Below are 22,176 nucleotides of genomic sequence, written 5' to 3' on the forward strand. Positions count from 1 at the left end.
CTCACACGTCGTAGACGGCACCCTGCTTGACGACCTCGGCCCCGGCGAACTCGGCCGCGGCCTCGGCCAGCACGGCACCGGGGTCCGTCCACGGCGCGATGTGCGTCAGCAGCAGCCGTCCGACACCGGCGTCGCGCGCCAGCTCGCCCGCCTGCTTGCCGGACAGGTGCACCCCGGCCGGGCGCTCCGCCGAGTCCGTCCAGGACGCCTCGGCGAGCAGCAGGTCGACGCCGTCGGCGAGCTCGTTCAGCGCCCGGCACGGCCCGGTGTCGCCGGTGAAGGCGAGGATCCGGCCGCCGTAGGAGATGCGCAGGCCGAACGCCGGGGTCGGGTGGTCGACCTCGACCGCGACCACCTCGAACGGCCCGATCCGGAACGGCTCGGAGCGCAGCGGGTGGAAGGCGTAGACGTCGGAGAGGTCCGTGCCGGCCCGCTCGGTCTCGTTGGGCGCGTACGCGTTCGCGAGCCGGACCGGCGCGTCGTCCGGCGCGTACAGCGGCAGCAGGCGCGGGCGGGCCGGGTACGGCGGCGCCGGGTGGTAGCGGCGCAGGACGGTGAGCGCGCTGACGTCGGCGCAGTGATCGGGATGCAGGTGGGTGAGCACGAGCGCGCCGAGGTCGAACGGATCGGCCACGGCCTGCAGCTGCGCCAGCGTGCCGTTGCCCAGTTCGAGGCCGAGCAGGAAGCCCTCGGCCTCGACCAGGTAACCGGACGCGGCGGCGTTCGGCCCGGGGATGCTGCCGGAGCACCCGAGGATGGTCAGTCGCACTTCGCCACCCTAAGCGCCCGAAGGGGTGATCACGCGGTGGTGGGAGCGAGGACACCCGGGGCAAAACCCATGAACCGCTGGGCGAGCCGGGTGAACGGCTCGGCCGAGCCGGTGGCCAGGAACTCGTGCCGGGGCGCGGTCTCCCTGGTCGTCAGCAGGTCCCGCTCGGTGAGCACGCGGACGAGGTCCTTCGCGGTCTCGTCGGCGCTGCTCACCAGGGTGACCTCCTGGCCCATCACGATCTGCAGCACACCCTGCAGCAGCGGGTAGTGCGTGCAGCCGAGCACGAGCGTGTCGACCTCGGCGTCCAGCAACGGCTCCAGGTAGCCCTGGGCCAGCCCGAGCACCTGCCGCCCGGAGGTGATGCCGCGCTCGACGAAGTCCACGAACCGCGGGCAGGCGACGCTGGTGAGCGTGATGCCCGGCGCCGCGGCGAAGGCGTCTTCGTAGGCCCGCGACCGCACGGTGCCCTCGGTGCCGATCACACCGACCCGCCCGGTGTGCGTCGCGATGACCGCACGGCGGGCGGCGGGCAGGACGACCTCGATGACCGGGACGTCGTAGCGCTCGCGGGCGTCGCGCAGGCAGGCCGCGGACGCCGTGTTGCAGGCGATCACCAAGGCCTTCACACCGCTCTCGACGATCTCGTCGAGCGCCGCGAGCGCGTAGCTGCGGGCGGTGGCGATCGGGAGCGGGCCGTACGGGTTGTGCGCCGTGTCACCGACGTAGCGGAGCTGCTCGGCGGGCAGCTGCTCGAGGATCGCCCGCGCGACCGTCAGCCCGCCGACGCCGGAATCGAACACACCGATCGGGGCATCAGCGAGCGGCAGGGTCACACGTCGAGGCTACCCGTGGCCGCCGGAGCGGGTTTGCGGGACTTCCCGGTGCGGCCGGTCAGCCACGCCGCCAGGACGCCGGCCAGCGCGCCGAAGACGTGCCCCTGCCAGGAGACGCCGGTGTTGCCCGGCAGCAGGCCCAGCAGCATCCCGCTCCAGATGCCCAGCAGCACGACGGCGACCAGGATCTGCCCGGCCGCGCGGTTGAAGACGCCGCGGACCAGCAGGTAGGCGAGCCAGCCGAAGGCCAGCCCGGACGCGCCGACCGTGACGGTGTTGGCCGGCCCGATCAGCCAGACGCCGAGCCCGGACACCAGCCAGATGATGCCCGTGACCAGCGCGAACCGGCCGATCCCGGCGGCCATCGCGAGGAAGGAGAACAGCAGCACCGGCACCGTGTTGGCGAACAGGTGCGACCAGCCGGCGTGCAGCACGGGCGCGAACAGCACGCCGTCCAGGCCGGACAGCTCGCGCGAGTGGATGCCGCCCTGGTCCAGGTCGCCGGGCAGGATCACGTCGGCCAGCTCGACCAGGTAGAGCAGCAGGGTGAAGGACAACGCGACGAGCGCGGCCGCCTTCGGCTTCGGCGGCAGCACGCGCTTGCGGGCGTCGGTTTCCGGGTCCGGGGTCACAGGCAAGGTGCTCACGTCCTCGACGCTACGTCAGGGCCCGGCGGGTCCGCCTCGGGTGAAATCCCTGATCCGGGGTTTGCCGGCGCCCGCCGCTGGTTGTGCCCCAACGCCCCAATGTGGCGTTGGGTGCGTCCAACGCACCCAATGTGGTGTTCGGTGCGTCCAACGCACCCAACGCCACATTGGGTGCATGCCGGCAACCACCACCGAACGCACCGAGGCCGAGTGATCGCCGGTGCGGCCGGAGATCCGGTTTTTGTCGGTGCCTGCCGCTAGCGTTCGCGCCATGGATGTCACCGGATATCTGGAGCGGCTCGGCCTCGACGCGGAGCCGCCGGGCGTGGCCGCGCTGGGGCGGCTGCACGCGGCGCACGTCGAGCGCGTGCCGTACGAGGCGCTGGAGATCACCCTCGGCCGGCCGACGCCGCTGGCGCCTTCGGCGTCGCTGGCGCGGATCCTGCGCGGCCGCGGCGGCTACTGCTACCACCTCAACGGCGCGTTTTCGGCGCTGCTGCGCGAACTCGGCTACGACGTCACGCGGCACCTGGGCGGGGTGCAGGGCAGCGTGGCGGACGCGCCGAACGTGGACCGGAACCACCTGGCGCTGACCGTCACGGGCCTGCCGGAGGACCCGTCGGCGGCGTGGCTGGTGGACGTCGGGCTGGGTGACGGCATCCACGAGCCGCTCCCCCTACGGGGAAGGCACCTACACGCAGGGTCCGCACACCTACCGGCTGCGGCCGTCGGAGGTGGCGCCGGGCGGCTGGCGGTTCGACCACGACCCGTCGGGCAGCTTCGCCGGCTTCGACTTCGCGCCGGGCGTCGCCGGGATGGCCGACTTCGCCGAGAAGCACGCGTGGCTGTCGACGGCACCGGAGTCGGGGTTCGTGCGGGTCTGCGTGATCCAGCGGCGGGACGCGGCGGGCGTCGACACCCTGCGCGCGCTGACGCTGAACCGCCACGGCGCCAAGGAACTCGTCGAGTCACCCGAAGGCTGGTGGGCCGCGGCGGGTGACGTTTTCGGGATCCCGTCGGCGGCTTTCACGGCCGGGGAGCGCGACCGGTTGTGGCGCGTCGTCGTCGCCCAGCACGAGGCGCACGTGAGCGGCGGGCCGGTGGTCGCCGTGTGACTCAAGCGGGCAGCGGGGCCTTGCCGAGGGCGTAGTCGACGGCGGCCGCGGCGTGCAGCCGGGTCGTCGGGAACGTCGGCACCGCGCTGTCCTCGGGCCCCACCAGCAGCTCGATCTCGGTGCAGCCGTAGATGACACCTTCGGCACCGGCCTCGACGAGCCGCGCGATCACGCCCCGGTAGGCCTCGCGCGACTCCGGCTTCACGACGCCGAGCACCAGTTCGTCGTAGATCACGCGGTGCACCAGGTCGCGGTCCTCGGCGCTGGGCACGAGCACGTCCAGGCCGTGCGCGGCGAGCCGGTCGCGGTAGAACGGCTGGCTCATGGTGAACCCGGTGCCGAGCAGGCCGACCCGGCGGATCCCGGCGGCCCGCACAGCGGCCGCCGTCGCGTCGGCGAGGTGCAGCAGCGGGATGCCCAGGCCGTCGGTCAGCCGCTCGGCGACCTTGTGCATGGTGTTGGTGCAGAGCACGACGAAGTCGGCACCGGCGGCCTCCAGCGCGCGAGCCGCGCGGTTCAGCTCCGCGCCCGCGTCGTCCCAGCGGCCCTCGGCCTGCATCGCCTCGATCGCGGCGAAGTCCACCGAATACAGCACGGTGTGCGCGGAGTGGAAGCCACCGAGCACGTCCTTCACCCGTTCGTTTACCAGTCGGTAGTACTCGATGGACGACTCCCAGCTCATCCCGCCCAGCAGCCCGATGACCTTCATGCTGTTCAGCATGCCCGAAACGACAGTCCGCACCACTTTCGCCGGCGTGTCCAACGTCCTGATCAGCGACGGGACGTCGGCCATCCTCGTCGACGGCTTCTTCACGCGGCCGTCGCTGCTGAAGCTGGCCACCCGGGTCTCGCCGTCACGAAGCCGGATCGACGAGTGCCTGCGCCGGCTGGACGTCACGAAGCTGGACGCGGTCCTGGTGGCGCACTCCCACGTCGACCACGTCCTGGACGCGCCGGTGGTCGCCCAGCGGACCGGCGCCACGCTGTGCGGCTCGCCGTCGACGCGCCGGGTCCAGGAGGGTTACGACCTCGCCGCCGAGCCGTTCCACGAGCTGGTGCCGGGCGAGCCGGTGAAGTTCGGCGAGTTCACGGTGACCGGCGTCGACGCCCGGCACAGCGACGGCGACCGGGTGCCGGGCGAGATCACCGAGCCGGTCCGCGTACCGGCGAAGGCGAGCGCGTTCAAGACCGGGCGCTGCTACTCGTTCCACATCGCGCACCCCGACGGGAACGTCCTGGTCCACCCGTCGGCGAACTTCGTACCGGGTGCCCTGGCCGGCTACTCCGCGGACGTCGTCTACCTGGGCGCCGGAGCGGCCGGGAAGCAGTCCGAGGCGTGGCGGGAAGAGTACTGGCGCGAGACGGTCGGCGCGCTCGGGCCGAAGGTCGTCCGCCCGGTGCACTGGGACGCCTTCTGGCGGCCGCTGTCCAAGCCGTTGAAGCTGCTCCCGAAGCTGGTCGACGACCTGGACACGACGATGGCCACGTTCAAGCGGCTCGCCGCCGAAGACGACGTCGACCTGGCCCTGCCGGAGCTCTGGCAGACCGAGTGACTCAGGCCCAGAGCTGCCCGTCGAGCCGCTCGGCGGCCTCGTCCAGCGAGCCCGCGTAAGCCCCCGTCGACAGGTACTTCCAGCCGGCGTCGGCGACGACGAACGCCACGTCGGCGGGCTTGCCGGCGGCCACGGCCTTCTCGGCGACGGCCAGCGCCGCGTGCAGCACCGCGCCCGTCGAAATGCCCGCGAAGATGCCTTCGTGCTCCAGCAGCTCCCGCGTCCGGCGCAACGCGTCGTACGCGCCGACGGAGTACCGGCCGTTGAGCACGCTGGGGTCGTACAGCTCCGGCACGAACCCCTCGTCGAGGTTGCGCAGGCCGTAGACCAGCTCGCCGTAGCGCGGTTCGGCCGCGATGATCTGGACGTCCGGCTTCGCCTCGTGCAGGTACCGCCCGCAGCCGACGAGCGTGCCGGTGGTGCCGAGGCCGCCGACGAAGTGCGTCAACGTCGGCAGGTCCTTGAGCAGCTCGGGGCCGGTGCCGCGGTAGTGCGCCTCGGCGTTGGCCGGGTTGCCGTACTGGTACAGCATCACCCACTCGGGGTTCGCCGCGGACAGCTCCTTCGCCCGCCGGACGGCCTCGTTCGAGCCGCCCGCGGCCGGGGAGAACACGATCCGCGCGCCGTAGGCCTGCAGCAGCTGCTTGCGCTCGGTCGAGGTGTTCTCCGGCATCACGCAGACCAGCCCGTAGCCCTTGAGCTTGGCGGCCATGGCCAGCGAGATGCCGGTGTTGCCCGACGTCGGCTCCAGGATCGTGGAGCCGCGCCGCAGCTTGCCTTCACGCTCGGCGGCTTCGATCATGGCCAGCGCGGGGCGGTCCTTGATCGAGCCGGTCGGGTTGCGGTCCTCCAGCTTCGCCCACAGGCGCACGTCGTGCGTCGGCGAGAGCCGGGGCAACCCGACCAGCGGGGTGCCGCCGAGCGCGTCGAGCAGGGACTCGAAGCGAGCCATCGATCAGCCACCGGCCACGGCGGGGAGGATGGTCAGGGTGTCGCCGTCCTTGACCTCGGCCTCGAGCCCGCCGGCGAAGCGCACGTCCTCGTCGTTGACGTAGACGTTGATGAAGCGGTGCAGCTTCTCCTCCTTCACCAGGCGCGCCTTGAGGCCGGCGTGCCGGGACTCGACGTCGTCGATGACCTGCAGGACGGTCGCGCCCTTCGCCTCGACGGACTTCTCGCCGCCGGTGTGGGTGCGCAGGATCGTCGGGATGGAGACGGTCACGGCCATGGGTTCTTACCTCCGGTGGGTTCCTACACGCAGACGCCTGCGGCGCGCGGTTTGTTCCGAGTGGCTCAGTCGACGATCTCGACCGGCTCCTCGGTGATCTCGGCGTCCACGATCCGGTACGACCGGAACTCGTGCACTTCGGGGTCCCGGGTCGAGACGAGCACGTAGTGCGCGCCGGGCTCGGCCGCGATCGACGCGTCGGTCCGCGACGGGTACGCCTCGGTCGCGGTGTGCGAGTGGTAGATCACCACCGGCTCTTCGTCGTTGGCGCCCATCTCGCGGTAGAGCTTCAGCAGGTCACCCGAGTCGAACTCGTAGAACGTCGGGGACCGCGCCGCGTTGAGCATCGGGATGAACCGCTCGGGCACATCGGACCCCTCCGCACCGGCGATCACCCCGCACGCCTCGTCGGGATGGTCACGGCGGGCATGGGCGACGATCTCGTCGACGAGTTCACGGCGGATCCGGAGCACACCGCCATCTTAGGTGGTGGACACAAGCTGTCCAGACTCTGAGATCTACCGCTCACCGGTGGTTCCTGGGACACTTCCGGGGTGCCATTGCCGGCGAAAGCCCGTGAACGCTGCCGCGAGTTCCTCGAGGACGGCGAGCGGATCCAGTACCTGATCCCGGGCATCTCGCTCTACATCCGCGGGATCCGCACCCGGGCCGCGTTCTTCGTCGTCGTCACCGACCGGAGCATCACGGTGCTCTACGGCGGCCGCTTCCGGCGCTACACGCCGAAGGCCGTCTACGACCGGCTGTCCCGGCGCACCGAGATCGGCCCGGTCGAGGTCCACCCCTCGCTCGGCCCGGTCCTCACCGTCGCCGAGCTGCAGCTGGAGATCGACGAGGAGTACGTGAGCGCCGTCCGCGCCGCCAACCTCGAAGTGAGCCGCGACGGTCTGCCCGAGGACCCGCACCCGGACCTCTAGGCGAACGCCTCCGGCCAGACCTCGCGGTAGGCCGGCATCCCGCCGGCCGTGGTCGCGGCCAGCAGGCCGTGCACCATCGCCCGCGCGAACACCCGGGCCGCCGCCGAGCAGAGCGCGTCCAGCGCCGCCGGGCGGACCGCGGGGTGACTCGCCCCCGGCAGCTCCCGCGCGCCCGTGGCCAGCGCGAACACGGTGTCGCCGTCGAACATCGTGTGCGCCGGGCGGACCGCGCGCGCCAAGCCGTCCTGCGCGGCGACGGCGAGCCGCCGGGCCTCGGCCTTCGACAGCGCGGCGTCGACCGCGACCACGCCGATCGTCGTGTTCAGGTCGGTCCGGCGCGACGGCAGCTCAACGGCCCGCGAAGGCCAGGTCACGCCGAAGCCGCCGTGGTCGGCCGCGTACGCCCGGCCCGTCGAGAGGTCGACGGCCTCGCCCGCCGCGTTGAGCGCGGCCACGGCCCCGACCGTGAACTCGCCGACGACCTCGCTGGCCGTGCCGATGCCGCCCTTCAGCGACCCGACGGCCGCGCCCGCACCGGCACCGACCGTGCCCTGCGCCACCGGCCCCGCGGCCGCCGCGGCGCAGGCCGCGTAGCCGAAGGACGCGTCGGGCCGGTTGCCCCACTCGCCGCGCGGCAGGTCGAACAGCACCGCCGCGGGCACGATCGGGACGACCTCGTGCGGCTTGGTGCCCACCGGGAAGCCCAGGTTCCGCTCCGAAAGCCACCGCATGACGCCGTCGGCCGCGGCCAGCCCGTACGCCGATCCGCCCGAGAGGCAGACGGCGTTCACGCGCTCGACCAGGTTCTCCGGCTCCAGCAGGTTCGTCTCACGCGTCCCGGGCGCGCCGCCGCGCTGGTCCACGGCGCCGACCGCGCCGTCCGGCACGAGCACCACCGTCGTCCCGGTCGCCCAGCCGTCCCCGACCCGCTCGTGGTGCCCGACCAGCACCCCGGGGACGTCGGTGATCATCCGGCCAGTGCCTGGATCAGCGTCTCCTGCACCCAGGTCAGCCAGTGGTAGACGCCCAGGTGCGGCGCCCGCGGGTCGTCCTCGGGCAGCTCGTCGGGCATGTCCTCGGTGACGTCGAGCGCGGTGCCCAGGGCCAGCCGGACGTCGTTGAGCGCGCCCAGCCAGGCGTCGGCCTGCTCCTCGGTCAGCCGGACGTTGCCGCCGTCGCGCGGCAGCGTGTCGAGCACGATCTTGGCCACGCCGACCTTGATGTCGAGCAGCTCCGGCTCGTGCAGCGAGCGCATCGCCGCGGCCGAGTCGAGGTCCTCGCGGGTCGGGTTGTCCGGGTCGAGCCGGTGGAAGTCGGGCAGCAGCCGCGAGAGCACCGGGTCGTCCGGCGACTCGGTCGGGCCGGTGCGGATGCCGGTCAGCTCGGCGAGCTCGTCCTGCGGCGCCTCCTCGGCGCGCGCGGTGAGCATGTCCTCGAGCTGGCTGACCAGGCCGCGCAGCACGGCCGCTTCCTGCTGCTCGAACCCGGCGTGGATGACCGCGCCCTTGCGCCGCCAACCGTTCACGACTTCTGCTCCATGGTGGCCCACAGGCCCGCCGCGTGGAGTTTCGCCACGTCCACCTCCACCTTTTCCTTGCTGCCCGACGACACGATCGCCTTGCCCTTGTGGTGCACGTCCAGCATCAGCTTGGTGGCGTGGTCACGGCTGTACCCGAACAGCTTCTGGAAGACGTACGTCACGTACGACATCAGGTTGACGGGGTCGTTCCACACCACGGTCCGCCACGGTGTGTCCGACTCGGCGACCTCGGCACCGGCCGGCTCGACCTGCGTCTGCTCGGCTGCGACAGGCGTGGACATGCACCCCATGGTGTCACGGGGTCGACAGGGCACGCCGCGCCAGGTCCGGCCATGTGGGTGAATAGGCTGACCCCATGGGTTCACCGGAGCCGGCCACGACCAGCACTGCGCTGCTCACCGACCACTACGAGCTGACCATGCTGGGCAGCGCGCTCGCCGACGGCACGGCGGAGCGCCCCTGCGTGTTCGAGGTGTTCGCCCGGCGCTTGCCGGACGGCCGCCGTTACGGCGTCGTCGCGGGCACCGCCCGGGTGCTCGACGCGATCGCGGACTTCCGCTTCACCGACGCCGAGCTGGCGCAGCTGGAGGCCACCGCGGTGGTCGACGACACGACACTGGCCTGGCTCGCGGACTACGAGTTCGCCGGCGACCTCGACGGCTACGCCGAGGGTGAGCTGTACTTCCCCGGCTCGCCGATCCTCACGCTCGCCGGCTCGTTCGCCGAGTGCGTCCTGCTCGAGACGCTGGTGCTGTCGATCCTCAACCACGACAGCGCGATCGCGTCGGCCGCGGCCCGCATGTCGGGCGCCGCGCACGGCCGGCCGATCATCGAGATGGGCGGGCGCCGCACGCACGAGTGGGCCGCCGTCGCCGCCGCGCGCGCGTCCTACCTCGCCGGCTTCGCGACGACGTCCAACCTCGAGGCCGGCCGCCGCTACGGCATCCCGACCCGCGGCACCGTCGCGCACGCCTTCACGCTGCTGCACGACAGCGAGGAAGAGGCCTTCCGCTCGCAGGTCGGCAAGATGGGCGCGGACACGACGCTGCTGGTCGACACCTACGACATCACCGCCGGCATCGAGACCGCGGTGCGCGTCGCCGGCCCGGAGCTCGGCGCGATCCGGATCGACTCCGGCGACGTCGGCCCGCTCGCCCGCCGCGCCCGCGAGCAGCTGGACTCCCTCGGCGCGAAGGACACCCGGATCGTCGTCTCCGGCGACCTCGACGAGCACGCCATCGCCGCGCTGCGGGCCGAGCCGGTGGACGCGTACGGCGTCGGCACCTCGGTCGTCACCGGGTCCGGCGCGCCGACCGCGGGCATGGTCTACAAGCTGGTCGAGGTGGACGGCAAGCCGGTCGCCAAGCGCAGCGCGCACAAGGAGTCCCGCGGCGGGCGCAAGTCCGCGCTGCGGCGCCACCGCGGCACCGGCACGGCTGTCGAAGAGGTCGTCTGGACGGCGGGGACCACGCCCGAGCCGGAGCCGAACGACCGGCCGCTGCAACTGCCGCTGATCCGTGGCGGCCGCGTCGAGCCGGACCTGCCTACGCTGGACGACGCCAGGCAGCGGTTGCGCCGCGGCCTGGTCAGCCTGCCGTGGGAGGGTCTGAAGCTCTCGCACGGCGAGCCCGCAATCCCGACGCTCTTCCTCTGAACGGAGTCAGCCCATGGGGACCGCGCTGATCGTGGTGGACGTGCAGAACGACTTCTGCGAAGGCGGCTCGCTGGCGGTGGCCGGCGGTGCGGCGGCCGCGGCGGCGATCTCCGCGCTGAGCGCGACCGGCGGCTACTCGCACGTCGTGGCCACCCGCGACTACCACGTCGACCCGGGTGACCACTTCAGCGAGACGCCCGACTTCGTCGCCAGCTGGCCGCCGCACTGCGTGGCGGGCACGCCCGGCGCGTCGTTCCACCCCGCCCTCGACGTCGTCCCGATCGGCGCGGTGTTCTCGAAGGGCGAGTACAGCGCGGCCTATTCCGGCTTCGAAGGCGCGTCCGGGGACGGCAAGTCCCTGGAGGCATGGCTGCGCGAACACGACGTGACCGACGTCGACGTCGTCGGCATCGCCACGGACTACTGCGTGCGCGCGACGGCGCTGGACGCGGCCCGCGCCGGGTTCGGCGTCCGCGTGCTGCTCGACCACACGGCCGGGATCGCCCGGGCTTCGGTGGACAGCGCGCTGCGGGACTTCGACGAGGCCGGCGTCACGCACACCGGCGAGGCGCACGTCGGATGAAGGACCTGCGGGCCGCTCTGGCGGAACACCGGCTCGTCGCGATCCTGCGGGCCGATGACGCGGCGCGTTTCGCCGACGCGGCGATGGTCCTGCACGCGGCGGGGATCCGCCTGCTCGAAGCCACGCTGACGACGCCGGGCGCGCCCGCCGCGATCACCGCGCTGCGCCTGGCCCTGGGCGACGACGCGCTGATCGGCGCCGGCAGCGTCCGCGAAGCGTCCGATGTGGACATCGCGGTCGACGCGGGCGCGCGCTACCTGATCACGCCGACCGTCAACCCGGCCGTCCTGGAGCGCGCCGCCGCCCTCGACGTCCCGGTGATCTGCGGCGCGCTGACGCCGACGGAGATCGACCAGGCCTGGCGCCTCGGCGCGGCCGCGGTGAAGGTCTTCCCGGTCGCGGCGGCCGGCGGCGTCGCCTACCTGCGCGCGGTCCGGGCGCCGCTGCCGGACGTGCCGCTCGTCCCGACCGGCGGCGTCCACCTGGCCGACGTCGAGAGCTACCTGCGGTCGGGCGCGATCGCGGTGGCCGCGGCGACGCCGTTGCTGGGCGACGCGCTGACCTCCGCCGGCAGCCTCCCGGACCTGGCGACCCGGGCCGGCGAGTTCGTCGCCGCCGCGGCCCGCTTCGCCACCGCCCGAGGCGGCACTTTCGCCGGGAAAGATACGTCCAGGGCCCCTTGAAACGCATCTTTCCCTAGGAAAGTGGCGCCTTCTTCTTGCCGTACGGGTCGCAGGCGGCCGTGCCGAGGTAGACGTCGCCGCTCGCCGGGCCGCCCTGCGGGAACAGCACGATGTGCACCGCGTGGGTGACCAGGCTGCCGTCCGGCGGCTGCGGCGTCACGGTCTCGTTGAGGATCACCGTGGCCAGCGCGGTGCCCGCCGGGCCGCCGGGGATGACGATCCGGTCGTTCGGCGGGATCTGAGCGGGAACAGTGATGCCGGTGACGGCGCCGATCGTCACCTCGCCGCCGCTGCCGGTGGCGCTCGTCGCGCACTTCGCCGAGAACGTCCGGACCGTGATCACCGGGCCGCCGTAGCGCTTGAGGACCGACGCCTCGAACCGGTGCCCGGACGCCTGCGCGATGGCCACCTCGCCCGAGCGGCCGCAGCCGGACTCCCCGAGGCCGAACGATGCGACGTCGCCGGTCACGCCGCCGTCCGTCCGCGCCGAGGCCGGGCCGTCGGCCGTGCACTTCGCCAGCTCGCCGGTGACGACGTGCTCGTTGTCGATCAGCACGTCGAGCGAACCGGCGGATGCCCAGCCAGTGGACGTCACGGGCGCGGCGGCGACCAGGAACGGGCCCGCCAGCGCCGTCACGGCCAGCAACCGGATCGTCCTCTTCCTGGCGTTTCGCATGCACCGGCCTCCTGGGTTCGTGACGTTTCGTAGTTGTCCTCTGGATCATCGGCAGGCGCGGCGGGCCGCCTGATCGGGTCCACCCGGACGAGTGGCCGGTGAGGAACGCGACTTTCCGGCGTTTCCCGGGGGTAACGAGCGTTAACCTCGGGCGTCGCGTGTGTCCACCGTGGGAGGTTCTGTGTCTTCGCTGTCCATCGCCGGAAAGCGGCCCGTGCTGGCCGACCTCGTGCCCGGCTCGCTCGTCCGGGACATCGCGCTGGTCGCCGGCGGTGCCGTGCTCACCGGCGCCGCCGCGCAGCTGATCATCCCGGTACCGGGCAGCCCGGTGCCGATGACCGGCCAGACGTTCGCCGCGCTGCTCGTCGGCGCCTCGCTCGGCATGTCGCGCGGGGCCGCGTCGATGCTGGTCTACCTGCTCGTCGGCGCCGTGGGCGTCCCGTGGTTCCAGAACGGCACCGCGGGCCTGTCCGGCGCGAGCGCCGGCTACATCGTCGGGTTCGTCTTCGCGGGCGCCCTCGTCGGCGCGCTCGCCGGCCGCGGTGGTGACCGGACGCCGCTGCGCACCGCCGCCACCATGGTGCTCGGCAACGTCGTCATCTACGCGTTCGGCGTGCCGTGGCTGATGGCCTCGACCGGGTTCGACCTGTCGACGGCGTTCGCCAAGGGCGTGACGCCGTTCCTGGTCGGCGACGCGCTGAAGATCGTCGTGGCCGCCGGCCTGCTGCCGCTCACGTGGAAGCTGGTCTCGCGCCGCACCGAAGACTGAGGTCCCTCGCCGAAGGGCCCGCCGTCACGACGGCGGGCCCTTCGCCGTTTACCAGTACGGCGCGAGTGGCCCGTTCGCGACGGATCACCGATCCTGTCGGTGGCGGCGGCTAATGTGTCGCTGTGCCCGCTCGAACTGACTTCCCCGGCGTCCTCGAACTCCTCACCCACGCGGTGGAGTCGGTGGGCGGAGCCGAGCGGCCGGGGCAGGTCGAGATGGCCGACGCCGTCGGCCGCGCCATCCGCACCGGCGAACACCTCGCCGTGCAAGCCGGTACCGGCACCGGCAAGTCACTGGCCTACCTCGTCCCCGCGATCCGGCACGCGGTCCAGAAGGAAGCCACGGTCGTGGTCTCCACGGCCACCATCGCGCTGCAGCGCCAGCTCGTCGACCGCGACCTCCCCCGGCTCGCGAAGGCGCTGAAGAAGCCGCTGGGCCGCGAACCGACCTTCGCGATCCTCAAGGGCCGCCGCAACTACATGTGCCTGCACCGCCTGGACTCCGGCGCGCCGGACGAGCCGGAGGACGCCCAGCTCTTCGACCCGTTCGCGGTGTCGCGTCTCGGCAAGGAGGTCACGCGGCTGCGGGAGTGGGCGTCGGACACCGAAACCGGCGACCGCGACGAGCTCGTCCCGGGCGTGACGGACCAGGCGTGGCGCCAGGTCTCCGTGACCGCAAGGGAATGCCTCGGCGCGTCCCGCTGTCCGATCGGCACGGACTGCTTCGCCGAGAAGGCCCGCGCCGAGGCCGGCCGGGCCGACGTCATCATCACCAACCACGCGCTCCTGGCCATCGACGCGTTGCAGGGCTACCAGGTCCTGCCGGACCACGACGTCGTGATCATCGACGAGGCGCACGACCTGGTCGACCGGGTCACCTCGGTCGCCACCGGCGAGCTGACCAGCGCGATGTGCTCGGCCGCCGCCCGCCGCTGCGGCAAGCTGATCGACGCCGACGTCGCGGACCGCCTGCTGGAAGCGGGTGACGGGCTGGCCCTGATCGTCGACGACCTGCCCGCCGGCCGGATGGACGCGCTGCCGCAGGCGTTGAAGGGCGCCATCCCGGCGGTCCGCGACGCCGCGCACGCGTGCATCTCCGCGCTCGGGTCCGACCGCAAGGAAGACGTCGAGGGGGCCACCGCGCGCAAGCTGGCGCGCACGCTGCTCGACGAGGTGCACGACACCGCGGTCCGGCTGCTCGAGGCGTTCGACGAAGACCAGGCGCACCAGCGTGACGTCGTCTGGCTCGCGGGCGACAAGTTCTCGTCGAACCCGCGCCCGCCGGCGTTGAAGGTCGCGCCGCTGGGCGTCGCCGGCCTGCTGCGCGAGCGCGTGTTCAACCTGCACACGACGATCCTGACGTCGGCCACGCTGACGCTGGGCGGCACGTTCGACACGATGGCGCGCCAGTGGGGGCTCCCGCCGGGCGGGGCCCGCGTCGAAAAGGCGCCGGGCGCGGCCACGGACAAGGAAGCGCCGTCCGACGCCGACACCGGCCCGAAGTGGCTCGGCCTGGACGTCGGGTCGCCGTTCGACCACCAGCGCAACGGCATCCTCTACCTGGCCAAGCACCTGCCGCCGCCGGGCCGTGACGGCCTCGCGTCGTCCACAATGGACGAGCTGGCCGAGCTGATCGAGGCCGCGGGCGGGCGCACGCTGGGCCTGTTCTCCTCGATGCGCGCGGCCAAGCAGGCGGCCGAGGAAATGCGTGAGCGGCTGGACTTCCCGGTGCTGTGCCAGGGCGACGACGCGACGTCGCTGCTGGTCCAGAAGTTCTCCGAGGACGTCCGGACCTGTCTGTTCGGCACGCTCAGCCTGTGGCAGGGCGTGGACGTCCCGGGGCCGTCGCTGCAGCTCGTGGTCGTCGACCGGATCCCGTTCCCCCGCCCGGACGACCCGGTGTCGTCGGCGCGCCAGCGCGCGGTGGAAGCCCGCGGCGGCAACGGGTTCCTCACCGTGGCGGCCACGCACGCGGCGCTGCTGCTGGCGCAGGGCACCGGCCGGCTGCACCGCTCGGTGACCGACCGCGGCGTCGTCGCGGTGCTGGATTCGCGGCTCGCGAACGCCCGCTACGGCGGATTCCTCCGTGCGTCGCTGCCGCCGTTCTGGCCCACGATGGATCCGAAGGTGGCGCGCGACGCCTTGCGCCGCCTCGACGCAGCCGCGCCCGCGTGACGCGGTCCACAACACCGACCGGTACGGTGAAGCAACCGAAGCGACAAGGGAGCACCGGTTGACCCAGGATTCGTCCAGCGCACAGTCCCGGACTGTCAGTGTCGACGACACCGGCGTGCGCCGTCGCCTCGCGGACGGCAGCGAAGAAGCCGTCACGTGGTCCGACCTGTCCTCGGTGATGGTCAGGGTCATCCCCGACGGCCCGTGGAACGAAGACGTCTTCTTCATGCTGGTGGGCACGGACGGCAAGGGCACAGCGGTCCCGAGCGGCGACCCGGCGGCCGACGCCCTGATCGAGCGGCTGCAGTCGTTGCCGGGCTTCGACAACGACAAGTTCATCGAAGCCATGACAACGGACGCGGACCAGGCCTACGTGGTCTGGGAATCCAGCGAGAACTGACGTCGCTTACGCGGTCGGGAACTCCTCCGTCACCGGAATCCCCTTCTTGAGCGTCCGGCTCACCGTGCAGAGCCGTTCGATCGCGCGGTCCACGGCGCCGGCGAGCGCTTCCCGCTGATCCTCCGCCAAAGTCGACACGTCGACATCGAACGCGACGTGCACCGCGTCCAGTTCCGCGGCACCCTCACGCCGATCGGCCGAGACGGTGACGCGGAACTTCGCGTCCTCGCCCACTCGCCGCGTGATCAGCTCTTCGGCTGTCACGGCGCTGCAGCCCGCGGCCGCGATCTGCAGCAGCTCGGCGGGCGAAAACGCCCCCTCCGCACCGGTCCGGCCCAGCCGGACCTCGGCGCCGCGGTCGTTGCGTCCGACGAAGCTGTGCTGCCCGTCGCGCTGTACTTCGAGTCCCATATCGGCTCCAACCGGCTCAGGAAGCCGCTTGTTCCGGCGTCCAGTACGTGGGCGGGAACTGGGCGAGCACGGTGATCGTGCCCGGATCGACCTCGGTGAACCCGGCGTCCCGCACGGCGATGACGCGGTCGCGCCGCCACGCGCCCTCGGGGTCGTCGCCCGGGTGCAGTTCCTTCCACCGCGCGACGCTCGGCGTGCGCACGGCCGTCCGGTAGCCCTGCGCGGCCCAGCCGGCGAGCTGGGCGTCGTCCAGCAGCGCGGCGAGGATCATCGTGGCGTGGCCGACCTGCGCGGCCCCCTTGCCGACGGTCATCGGGACCTGCGGGTTGAGCAGGAGCAGCGGGACGCCGTCGGGGATCGGCCCCGGCTCGTCCGGTGGCAGCTCGCTGCCCGAGATCTGGAGCCGCGACACCTCCTTGGGTGTCTCGGTGACCAGGCCCGGCACCAGGGCCCGCGCCTCGGCGCCGTCGACCTCGACGGTGATGCCCGGCAGCTCCTGCACCGCCGCCCAGTGCGCGCCCCGCGCCCGCCGCGCGACCTTGCGGATCCGGTTGTCGAGCCACGCGTGCATCGGCTCGGCCCACTCGCCCTCGGGCTCGGCCCGCTCGTCCAGGCAGACCGCCAGCGCGGCCGCCGCCGCGGCCTCCAGCAGCGGCGTGCGCCCCGGCGGCTCGGCGCGTTCGATGCGCAAGACGACCGGCATCGCCCGCACCTGTTCCGGCAGCTCGTCGGAGGTGTCCGAGGTGTCTTCGGGCGGCAACCCGAGCCAGTAGGCGTACCGGGTGCCCAACGGGTCGAGAACGCTGCTCACGGACGCATCAGCTCGAGCCCGTCGGCGGCGTCGGCCGCTTCGACCTCGCCGCGGGTGAGGCCGAGCATGAACAGCACGGCGTCGAGGTAGGGGTGCGAGAGCGCGGCGTCCGCGACTTCGCGCAGCGCGGGCTTGGCGTTGAACGCGACGCCCATCCCGGCCGCGGACAGCATGTCGATGTCGTTGGCGCCGTCGCCGACCGCCACGCACTGCTCCAGCGGAATGTCGTACTCACCGGCGACGCGGCGAAGCACCTTCGCCTTGCCCGCGCGGTCGACGACCTCGCCGATCACCCGGCCGGTGAGCTTGCCGTCCACGATCTCGAGCTCGTTCGCCGCCGCGAAGTCCAGCCCGAGGTCGTCCACCAGGCCGCCGATGACCTGGGTGAACCCGCCGGACACCACGCCGGTCTTGAACCCCATCCGCTTGAGCGTGCGGATCGTCGTGCGCGCGCCCGGGGTCAGCTCGATCGTCGCGGCGACCTCGTCGATCGCCGTGGCCGGCAGCCCGGCCAGCAGCGCGACCCGCCGCTCCAGCGACTCGGTGAAGTTCAGCTCGCCGCGCATCGCGGCCTCGGTGATCTCGCGGATCTCCGGCTCGACGCCGGCGTGCGCGCCCAGCATCTCGATGACCTCGCCCTGGATCAGCGTCGAGTCGACGTCGAAGACGACCAGCCGCTTCGCCCGCCGGGTGATCCCGGCCCGCTCCACGGCGATGTCGACGCCCGCTTGGACGGCGGCGTCGGCCAGCACCGTCCGCAACGCGGCGTCGGCGTCGGGGGTGTCACGGTCGACCGAGACGTACAGCTCCAGCCCGGTCACCGGGTAGTCGGCGACGCTGCGGATCGAGTCGATGTTCGCGCCGAGCGACGCGAGCCGGCGCGCGACCTCGGAGAAGCCCCGCGCGGTGACCGGGCGGCCCAGCACCACCAGCACGTGCGACGAGTCGCGACGGCCGAGCGCGAACGGGTCTTCCCCGATCGCCGACCCGATCTTGACCTCGACCTGCATCCCGACCGACGCCAGCGCCTGCTCGACGGACTCCTGCAGCCCTTCCGGGTCGCGGTAGACCCCGGCGAGCACCCCGAGCACGAGCTGCCCGCGGATGACCACCTGCTCGACGTCGAGCACGTCGACGTCGTGCCTGGTCAGCACGGCGAACAGCACGGACGAGACGCCCGGCTTGTCGGGGCCGGTCGTCGTGATCAGGACGGGGGTTTGGGTCACTGGTCATCCCTCGCTCGGCAACGCTGCACGATCAGTCTGCCGGTCCGGCCTTGGACATAAGTAGAGCGCGTGCCGGGCTTCACAAAAGCCGGGCACGCGCTCTCACTCGTTCGGGGTGTTTTACTGCTCGCCCGAGTTGTCCTTGCTGTGGTCACCCGGCATGACGGCCTCGGTGAGCACCTGCGACGGCGCCGACCCGTGGCTGTTCAGCTTCTGCTTGCCGAAGAAGCCGATCTCGCCCTCCTTGTGGAGGCGCTCGATCATGTGCGGGTAGTGCAGCTCGAACGCCGGCCGCTCGGACCGGATCCGGGGCAGCTCGGTGAAGTTGTGCCGCGGCGGCGGGCAGGACGTCGCCCACTCGAGCGAGTTGCCGTAGCCCCACGGGTCGTCCACCGTGACGATCTCGCCGTACCGGTAGCTCTTGAAGACGTTCCAGATGAACGGCAGCGTCGAGGCACCGAGGATGTACGCGCCGATCGTGGAGATCGTGTTCAGCGTCGTGAAGCCGTCACTGGTCAGGTAGTCCGCGTACCGCCGCGGCATGCCTTCCGCGCCCAGCCAGTGCTGGACGAGGAACGTGCCGTGGAAGCCGATGAACGTGGTCCAGAAGTGCCACTTGCCGAGCTTCTCGTCCATCATCCGGCCCGTGATCTTCGGGAACCAGAAGTAGATGCCGGCGAAGGTGGCGAACACGATCGTGCCGTAGAGCACGTAGTGGAAGTGCGCGACGACGAAGTAGCTGTCCGACACGTGGAAGTCGATCGCCGGCGCGGCCAGCAGGATGCCGGTCAGGCCGCCGAAGAGGAACGTGACGATGAAGCCCATCGAGAAGATCATCGGCGTCTCGAAGGACAGCTGGCCCTTCCACATCGTGCCGATCCAGTTGAAGAACTTCACGCCGGTCGGGACCGCGATCAGGAACGTCATGAAGGAGAAGAACGGCAGCAGCACGGCGCCGGTGGCGTACATGTGGTGCGCCCACACCGCGACCGACAGCGCCGCGATGGCCAGCGTCGCCCAGACCAGGCTCTTGTAGCCGAACATCGGCTTGCGGCTGAAGACCGGGAAGATCTCCGACACGATCCCGAAGAACGGTAGCGCGACGATGTAGACCTCTGGATGGCCGAAGAACCAGAACAGGTGTTGCCAGAGGATGACCCCGCCGTTTTCGGGGTCGAAGACGTGTGCCCCCAGATGCCGGTCCGCCAGCAGGCCCATCAGGGCCGCGGTCAGGATCGGGAAGGCGAGCAGGATCAGGATCGACGTCACCAGGATGTTCCAGGTGAAGATCGGCATCCGGTACATCGTCATGCCCGGCGCGCGCAGGCAGACCACGGTGGTGACCATGTTGACCGCGCCGAGGATGGTGCCCAGACCGGAGACCACCAGGCCCGAGATCCACAGGTCCGCGCCGACGCCCGGCGAGTGGATCGCGTCCGACAGCGGGGTGTAGGCGAACCAGCCGAAGTCGGCGGCGCCACCCGGCGTCAGGAAGCCCGACAGCACGATCAGGCCGCCGAAGAGGTACAGCCAGTAGGAGAACGCGTTCAGCCGCGGGAAAGCGACGTCCGGCGAACCGATCTGCAGCGGGAGGATGAAGTTCGCGAACCCGAAGAGGATCGGCGTCGCGTACAGCAGCAGCATCACCGTGCCGTGCATGGTGAAGAGCTGGTTGTACTGCTCCTGCGAAAGGAACTGCTGCCCGGGTCGCGCCAGCTCGGTACGGATGAGCATGGCCATCGCGCCGCCCGCCATGAAGAAGGCGAACGACGTGACCAGGTACATGATCCCGATCTGCTTGTGGTCCGTCGTGCGGAACAACCGCAGCAGGTACGAACCCTTGACCGACTCGCGCGCGGGATACGGGCGCGTCGCGATCGGCTTGGGGGCTACGGCCGTCACTCCTGCCTCCAACACTTGAAACCTTGTGGTGGTCATCGTCGCGCCGCCAAGGCCCGGGAAGACCCGGTCCGGCGGCTTAGGGGGATCGTAGCCCTCGCTACCGACAGTCGCGCGCACCGGCTGGCAAGATCGGCGCATGGCCGACGAGTACACCCGCGCGGCGGTGCGCGCGGCCCGCACGGTGACCGCCCGGCTCGGCCTGCCGGAGCACTCGCCGGAGGTCCTGCACGCACGGTCGAACGTGCTGGTGAGGCTGGGTCCGCTGGTCGCGCGTGTGCCGGCGACGACGTTGCTCGCCCGGCCGGCGCCCGCGCCCTGGCTGGCCCGCGACGTCGCCGTCTCCCGCTTCCTCACCGAACGTGGTGTGCTCGTCGTCTCACCGGCCGCGGATCCCCCGGCCGGACCGCATTTCGCGGACGGTCTCCCGGTCACGCTCTGGCACCACACACCGCACGATCCGGACCACCGGTACGCACCGGACGTCGTCGCGCGCTCGCTCGCCCGGGTGCACGCGGTACTGCGGGAGTATCCGGGCGAACTGCCCCGGCGCGGCCCGCTCGACGACCTCGAACGGATGCTCGCCCGCCACGGCGACACGATGGACGGCGCGGCGCCGCGGCTGCGGGCCGAAGCCGCCCGGATCGAGGCCGCCCTGCCGGACGTCGCCGTGCAGCCGCTGCACGGCGACGCGCACCCCGGCAACCTGATCGCCACCGAGGCCGGGCCGTGCTGGCTCGACTTCGAGGACACCTGGCGCGGGCCGCTCGGCTGGGACCTGGGGATCCTGGCCCGCCAGGGCGGTCCGGAGTACTTGGCCGCCTACCCGGGCGGGGCTGACGTCCCTGCTGAAGCTTGTACGGAGCTGCGCGAACTCTTCGCCGTCGCGTGGCGCTTCATCATCGCGAAGCGGTTCCCGCACCGGCTTCCCGAAGCGCGCGAAGCACTCGCTGCCTACTTCTCGTGAGTCGCCGGGTACCAGGAGAGGATCGCTTCGACGACGCCCGCCGGGTCCTCGAGCGGGGTCAGGTGGCCGGCACCGGGCAGCACGACGAGCGTGGCGCCGGGCATGGCCTCGACCATCGCGCTCGCCGCCGCGACGGGCGTGATGGGGTCTTCCTCGCCCACGACGACCAGCGCCGGGACACCGGCGTCCCGCAGCAGGCCGAGGGAGTCCGGCCGGGTCCGCAACGCCAGCGCGGTCCACGAGATCCCGGCGGGCGGCTGGGATTCGATGATCGCCCGGACGGTTTCGACGACGTCGGGCCGCTCCTCGCGCGTCGACTCGGCCAGCAAGGTGGGCAGGTTCGCCTCGGCCAGCCAGCCCGCGGTGCCCTCCTGCTCGACGCGCACCGCGACGTCGAGGCGGCTCTGCGCGGCCTCGGCTGTGTCGGGCGTGGCCTTGGTGTCGATGAGGACGAGCCCGCCGACCCGGTCGGGCGCCAGCCGGAGCACGGCCATCGCGAGGTAACCGCCCATCGAGCAGCCGCCGAGCACCACGCGGTCCAGGTCCAGCCGGTCGAGCAGGGCGACGACGTCGCGCGCGGCGTCGTCGAGGCTCGGTTCGCGGCCGGACTCCGGCAGCGGCGAGCGGCCGAGCCCGCGCTGATCCGGAGTGATCACCCGAAGGTGTGAAGCGAGAGGCTCGCGCACCGCGTTCCACATGCGGGCGTCCAGGGGAAAGGCGTGGAGGAGGACCAGCGGCAGTTCGGTCATGCGCGTCATTTTGTCGGACCCCCGCGCTAGCTTCGCCGACGTGTTCACCGACATCGAAACCGACCGGCTGCACCTGCGTCCGCTCCACGAGGCGGACCGGCAGGCGATGGTCGACATCCACACCGACCCGCGCACCAACCGCTTCAACCCCGACCCGCCCGGCGTCGCGCGGGCGTCGGAGATGTTCACGGCCTGGCTGGTGCACTGGGCCGAGCGGGGCTTCGGCTACCTGGCGGTGACCGAACCGGGCGGCAAGGAGGTCATCGGTGTGTGCGGCGTGCGGCTGCGCGAGTTCCACGGCGAGAAGGTGCTCAACCTCGGCTACCGGTTCCGGCCGTCCGCGTGGGGCAAGGGCTACGCGGTCGAGGCCGGGGCCGCGGTCCTGGAGTGGTGCGCCCGCGAGCAGGCGTCCCTGCCGGTGCTGGCGAGTGTGAACGTGGACAACAAGCCGTCGCTGCGGGTGGCCGAGCGGCTCGGCTTCACCGAGTACACGGAGGAAGCGTACGAAGGCGCGTTGTCCCGGCACTACCGGCGCTGAGCCGGGCGTTGTT

26 protein-coding genes and 1 pseudogene are annotated in these 22,176 nt (G+C 72.0%); 11 read left to right on the top strand and 16 right to left on the bottom strand.

What is annotated here, in order from left to right; translation table 11 throughout:
* Window position 1 precedes the first annotated feature (1 nt).
* The 3 genes from MUY22_RS03530 to MUY22_RS03540 are packed head-to-tail and all read right to left on the bottom strand — an operon-like array spanning window position 2 to window position 2,252.
* Window positions 2–769 carry an MBL fold metallo-hydrolase gene (locus MUY22_RS03530; protein WP_247056990.1) on the bottom strand — a complete coding sequence of 256 codons (768 nt, stop codon included), beginning with the start codon at window positions 767–769 and terminating at the stop codon, window positions 2–4.
* 29 nt (window positions 770–798) lie between these two features.
* A complete protein-coding gene (gene murI, locus MUY22_RS03535) occupies window positions 799–1,605 on the bottom strand; it encodes a glutamate racemase (RefSeq protein WP_247056991.1) in 807 nt (268 codons plus the stop codon).
* Complete coding sequence (locus tag MUY22_RS03540; RefSeq protein WP_247056993.1) at window positions 1,602–2,252, bottom strand: rhomboid family intramembrane serine protease; 651 nt, start codon at window positions 2,250–2,252, stop codon at window positions 1,602–1,604. Before MUY22_RS03540 ends, murI begins: the two co-directional genes overlap by 4 nt.
* A 271-nt stretch (window positions 2,253–2,523) precedes the next feature.
* On the opposite strand from MUY22_RS03540, the pseudogene MUY22_RS03545 reads away from it, so the two are divergent.
* Window positions 2,524–3,367 (top strand): annotated as a pseudogene (locus MUY22_RS03545) (arylamine N-acetyltransferase).
* 1 nt (window position 3,368) lies between these two features.
* Here MUY22_RS03545 and MUY22_RS03550 read toward each other — a convergent pair.
* Window positions 3,369–4,076 (bottom strand): aspartate/glutamate racemase family protein, encoded by a 708-nt coding sequence (locus tag MUY22_RS03550; RefSeq protein WP_247063619.1) that lies wholly within the window; start codon window positions 4,074–4,076, stop codon window positions 3,369–3,371.
* Between the two features lie 10 nt (window positions 4,077–4,086).
* Here MUY22_RS03550 and MUY22_RS03555 point away from each other — a divergent pair, with 10 nt between their 5' ends.
* Window positions 4,087–4,920, top strand: coding sequence for an MBL fold metallo-hydrolase (locus tag MUY22_RS03555; RefSeq protein ID WP_247056995.1), 834 nt, complete (start codon window positions 4,087–4,089; stop codon window positions 4,918–4,920).
* 1 nt (window position 4,921) lies between these two features.
* Here MUY22_RS03555 and MUY22_RS03560 read toward each other — a convergent pair whose 3' ends face one another.
* From MUY22_RS03560 to MUY22_RS03570, 3 genes are all read right to left on the bottom strand, one after another.
* Entirely contained in the window at window positions 4,922–5,872 is a 951-nt protein-coding gene (locus MUY22_RS03560) for a PLP-dependent cysteine synthase family protein (protein WP_247056997.1), read from the bottom strand.
* Window positions 5,873–5,875: 3 nt separating this feature from the next.
* Complete coding sequence (locus MUY22_RS03565) at window positions 5,876–6,148, bottom strand: MoaD/ThiS family protein (protein ID WP_247056999.1); 273 nt, start codon at window positions 6,146–6,148, stop codon at window positions 5,876–5,878.
* A gap of 65 nt (window positions 6,149–6,213) precedes the next feature.
* Window positions 6,214–6,621, bottom strand: a complete 408-nt coding sequence (locus tag MUY22_RS03570) for a Mov34/MPN/PAD-1 family protein (protein ID WP_247057001.1) — start codon at window positions 6,619–6,621, stop codon at window positions 6,214–6,216.
* A gap of 81 nt (window positions 6,622–6,702) precedes the next feature.
* Here MUY22_RS03570 and MUY22_RS03575 point away from each other — a divergent pair, with 81 nt between their 5' ends.
* Window positions 6,703–7,083: a hypothetical protein gene (locus MUY22_RS03575; protein ID WP_247057003.1), complete on the top strand. Its 381-nt coding sequence runs from the start codon at window positions 6,703–6,705 to the stop codon at window positions 7,081–7,083.
* On the opposite strand, the gene MUY22_RS03580 is transcribed toward MUY22_RS03575, so the two are convergent.
* The 3 genes from MUY22_RS03580 to clpS are packed head-to-tail and all read right to left on the bottom strand — an operon-like array spanning window position 7,080 to window position 8,904.
* Window positions 7,080–8,054, bottom strand: coding sequence for a P1 family peptidase (locus MUY22_RS03580; RefSeq protein WP_247057005.1), 975 nt, complete (start codon window positions 8,052–8,054; stop codon window positions 7,080–7,082). The genes MUY22_RS03575 and MUY22_RS03580 overlap by 4 nt on opposite strands.
* Window positions 8,051–8,608 (bottom strand): DUF2017 domain-containing protein, encoded by a 558-nt coding sequence (locus MUY22_RS03585; RefSeq protein ID WP_247057007.1) that lies wholly within the window; start codon window positions 8,606–8,608, stop codon window positions 8,051–8,053. The genes MUY22_RS03580 and MUY22_RS03585 overlap by 4 nt, the downstream gene beginning before the upstream one ends.
* Window positions 8,605–8,904: an ATP-dependent Clp protease adapter ClpS gene (gene clpS / locus MUY22_RS03590; RefSeq protein WP_247057009.1), complete on the bottom strand. Its 300-nt coding sequence runs from the start codon at window positions 8,902–8,904 to the stop codon at window positions 8,605–8,607. Before clpS ends, MUY22_RS03585 begins: the two co-directional genes overlap by 4 nt.
* Before the next feature lie 74 nt (window positions 8,905–8,978).
* On the opposite strand from clpS, the gene MUY22_RS03595 reads away from it, so the two are divergent.
* From MUY22_RS03595 to MUY22_RS03605, 3 genes are read left to right on the top strand one after another with little or no spacing between them, the layout of a single operon-like run.
* The gene (locus MUY22_RS03595) at window positions 8,979–10,277 is read left to right on the top strand and encodes a nicotinate phosphoribosyltransferase (RefSeq protein WP_247057011.1); all 1,299 of its coding nucleotides are present in this window, start codon (window positions 8,979–8,981) and stop codon (window positions 10,275–10,277) included.
* A gap of 13 nt (window positions 10,278–10,290) precedes the next feature.
* On the top strand, window positions 10,291–10,860 hold the full coding sequence (locus MUY22_RS03600) for an isochorismatase family protein (RefSeq protein WP_247057013.1): 570 nt from the start codon (window positions 10,291–10,293) through the stop codon (window positions 10,858–10,860).
* Window positions 10,857–11,543, top strand: a complete 687-nt coding sequence (locus MUY22_RS03605; RefSeq protein ID WP_247057015.1) for a bifunctional 4-hydroxy-2-oxoglutarate aldolase/2-dehydro-3-deoxy-phosphogluconate aldolase — start codon at window positions 10,857–10,859, stop codon at window positions 11,541–11,543. Before MUY22_RS03600 ends, MUY22_RS03605 begins: the two co-directional genes overlap by 4 nt.
* Before the next feature lie 13 nt (window positions 11,544–11,556).
* Here MUY22_RS03605 and MUY22_RS03610 read toward each other — a convergent pair whose 3' ends face one another.
* Window positions 11,557–12,189: a choice-of-anchor P family protein gene (locus MUY22_RS03610; RefSeq protein ID WP_247063621.1), complete on the bottom strand. Its 633-nt coding sequence runs from the start codon at window positions 12,187–12,189 to the stop codon at window positions 11,557–11,559.
* A gap of 211 nt (window positions 12,190–12,400) precedes the next feature.
* Between MUY22_RS03610 and MUY22_RS03615 the strand changes: the two genes are divergently transcribed.
* The 3 genes from MUY22_RS03615 to MUY22_RS03625 all read left to right on the top strand — a co-directional run bounded on the left by MUY22_RS03615 (window position 12,401) and on the right by MUY22_RS03625 (window position 15,562).
* Window positions 12,401–12,988 (top strand): biotin transporter BioY, encoded by a 588-nt coding sequence (locus MUY22_RS03615; protein ID WP_247057017.1) that lies wholly within the window; start codon window positions 12,401–12,403, stop codon window positions 12,986–12,988.
* Between the two features lie 122 nt (window positions 12,989–13,110).
* Window positions 13,111–15,162 (top strand): ATP-dependent DNA helicase, encoded by a 2,052-nt coding sequence (locus MUY22_RS03620; protein WP_247057020.1) that lies wholly within the window; start codon window positions 13,111–13,113, stop codon window positions 15,160–15,162.
* A 58-nt stretch (window positions 15,163–15,220) separates the two neighbouring features.
* Window positions 15,221–15,562, top strand: a complete 342-nt coding sequence (locus MUY22_RS03625) for a hypothetical protein (RefSeq protein ID WP_247057022.1) — start codon at window positions 15,221–15,223, stop codon at window positions 15,560–15,562.
* Between the two features lie 6 nt (window positions 15,563–15,568).
* Here the strand turns inward: MUY22_RS03625 and MUY22_RS03630 are convergent, their stop codons facing one another.
* From MUY22_RS03630 to ctaD, 4 genes are all read right to left on the bottom strand, one after another.
* Window positions 15,569–15,973 carry an OsmC family protein gene (locus MUY22_RS03630; protein WP_247057024.1) on the bottom strand — a complete coding sequence of 135 codons (405 nt, stop codon included), beginning with the start codon at window positions 15,971–15,973 and terminating at the stop codon, window positions 15,569–15,571.
* A 16-nt stretch (window positions 15,974–15,989) separates the two neighbouring features.
* A complete protein-coding gene (locus tag MUY22_RS03635; RefSeq protein ID WP_247057026.1) occupies window positions 15,990–16,784 on the bottom strand; it encodes a peptidyl-tRNA hydrolase in 795 nt (264 codons plus the stop codon).
* Window positions 16,781–18,010: a phosphoserine phosphatase SerB gene (gene serB, locus MUY22_RS03640; protein ID WP_247057028.1), complete on the bottom strand. Its 1,230-nt coding sequence runs from the start codon at window positions 18,008–18,010 to the stop codon at window positions 16,781–16,783. The genes MUY22_RS03635 and serB overlap by 4 nt, the downstream gene beginning before the upstream one ends.
* 120 nt (window positions 18,011–18,130) lie before the next feature.
* A complete protein-coding gene (gene ctaD, locus MUY22_RS03645) occupies window positions 18,131–19,912 on the bottom strand; it encodes a cytochrome c oxidase subunit I (RefSeq protein ID WP_247057030.1) in 1,782 nt (593 codons plus the stop codon).
* Window positions 19,913–20,048: 136 nt separating this feature from the next.
* Here ctaD and MUY22_RS03650 point away from each other — a divergent pair, with 136 nt between their 5' ends.
* A complete protein-coding gene (locus tag MUY22_RS03650) occupies window positions 20,049–20,876 on the top strand; it encodes a phosphotransferase (protein WP_247057032.1) in 828 nt (275 codons plus the stop codon).
* On the opposite strand, the gene MUY22_RS03655 is transcribed toward MUY22_RS03650, so the two are convergent.
* Complete coding sequence (locus MUY22_RS03655) at window positions 20,864–21,625, bottom strand: alpha/beta fold hydrolase (protein WP_247057035.1); 762 nt, start codon at window positions 21,623–21,625, stop codon at window positions 20,864–20,866. The genes MUY22_RS03650 and MUY22_RS03655 overlap by 13 nt on opposite strands.
* Between MUY22_RS03655 and MUY22_RS03660 the strand changes: the two genes are divergently transcribed.
* Window positions 21,624–22,163 (top strand): GNAT family N-acetyltransferase, encoded by a 540-nt coding sequence (locus MUY22_RS03660; protein ID WP_247057037.1) that lies wholly within the window; start codon window positions 21,624–21,626, stop codon window positions 22,161–22,163. The two genes, MUY22_RS03655 and MUY22_RS03660, sit on opposite strands and share 2 nt — an antisense overlap.
* Window positions 22,164–22,176: the final 13 nt, after the last annotated feature.

The sequence above is a fragment of the Amycolatopsis sp. WQ 127309 genome (genome assembly GCF_023023025.1).
Classification (GTDB): Bacteria; Actinomycetota; Actinomycetes; order Mycobacteriales; family Pseudonocardiaceae; genus Amycolatopsis.

Excerpts from the sequence above, each read along its gene's own strand:
- MUY22_RS03605 (WP_247057015.1), top strand. The coding sequence starts at position 10,857 with ATGAAGGACCTGCGGGCCGCTCTGGCGGAACACCGGCTCGTCGCGATC.
- MUY22_RS03560 (WP_247056997.1), bottom strand. The coding sequence starts at position 5,872 with ATGGCTCGCTTCGAGTCCCTGCTCGACGCGCTCGGCGGCACCCCGCTG.
- MUY22_RS03600 (WP_247057013.1), top strand. The coding sequence starts at position 10,291 with ATGGGGACCGCGCTGATCGTGGTGGACGTGCAGAACGACTTCTGCGAA.
- MUY22_RS03565 (WP_247056999.1), bottom strand. The coding sequence starts at position 6,148 with ATGGCCGTGACCGTCTCCATCCCGACGATCCTGCGCACCCACACCGGC.
- MUY22_RS03660 (WP_247057037.1), top strand. The coding sequence starts at position 21,624 with ATGCGCGTCATTTTGTCGGACCCCCGCGCTAGCTTCGCCGACGTGTTC.
- MUY22_RS03595 (WP_247057011.1), top strand. The coding sequence starts at position 8,979 with ATGGGTTCACCGGAGCCGGCCACGACCAGCACTGCGCTGCTCACCGAC.
- MUY22_RS03550 (WP_247063619.1), bottom strand. The coding sequence starts at position 4,076 with ATGAAGGTCATCGGGCTGCTGGGCGGGATGAGCTGGGAGTCGTCCATC.
- MUY22_RS03655 (WP_247057035.1), bottom strand. The coding sequence starts at position 21,625 with ATGACCGAACTGCCGCTGGTCCTCCTCCACGCCTTTCCCCTGGACGCC.
- MUY22_RS03555 (WP_247056995.1), top strand. The coding sequence starts at position 4,087 with ATGCCCGAAACGACAGTCCGCACCACTTTCGCCGGCGTGTCCAACGTC.
- MUY22_RS03630 (WP_247057024.1), bottom strand. The coding sequence starts at position 15,973 with ATGGGACTCGAAGTACAGCGCGACGGGCAGCACAGCTTCGTCGGACGC.
- MUY22_RS03650 (WP_247057032.1), top strand. The coding sequence starts at position 20,049 with ATGGCCGACGAGTACACCCGCGCGGCGGTGCGCGCGGCCCGCACGGTG.
- clpS (WP_247057009.1), bottom strand. The coding sequence starts at position 8,904 with ATGTCCACGCCTGTCGCAGCCGAGCAGACGCAGGTCGAGCCGGCCGGT.
- MUY22_RS03580 (WP_247057005.1), bottom strand. The coding sequence starts at position 8,054 with ATGATCACCGACGTCCCCGGGGTGCTGGTCGGGCACCACGAGCGGGTC.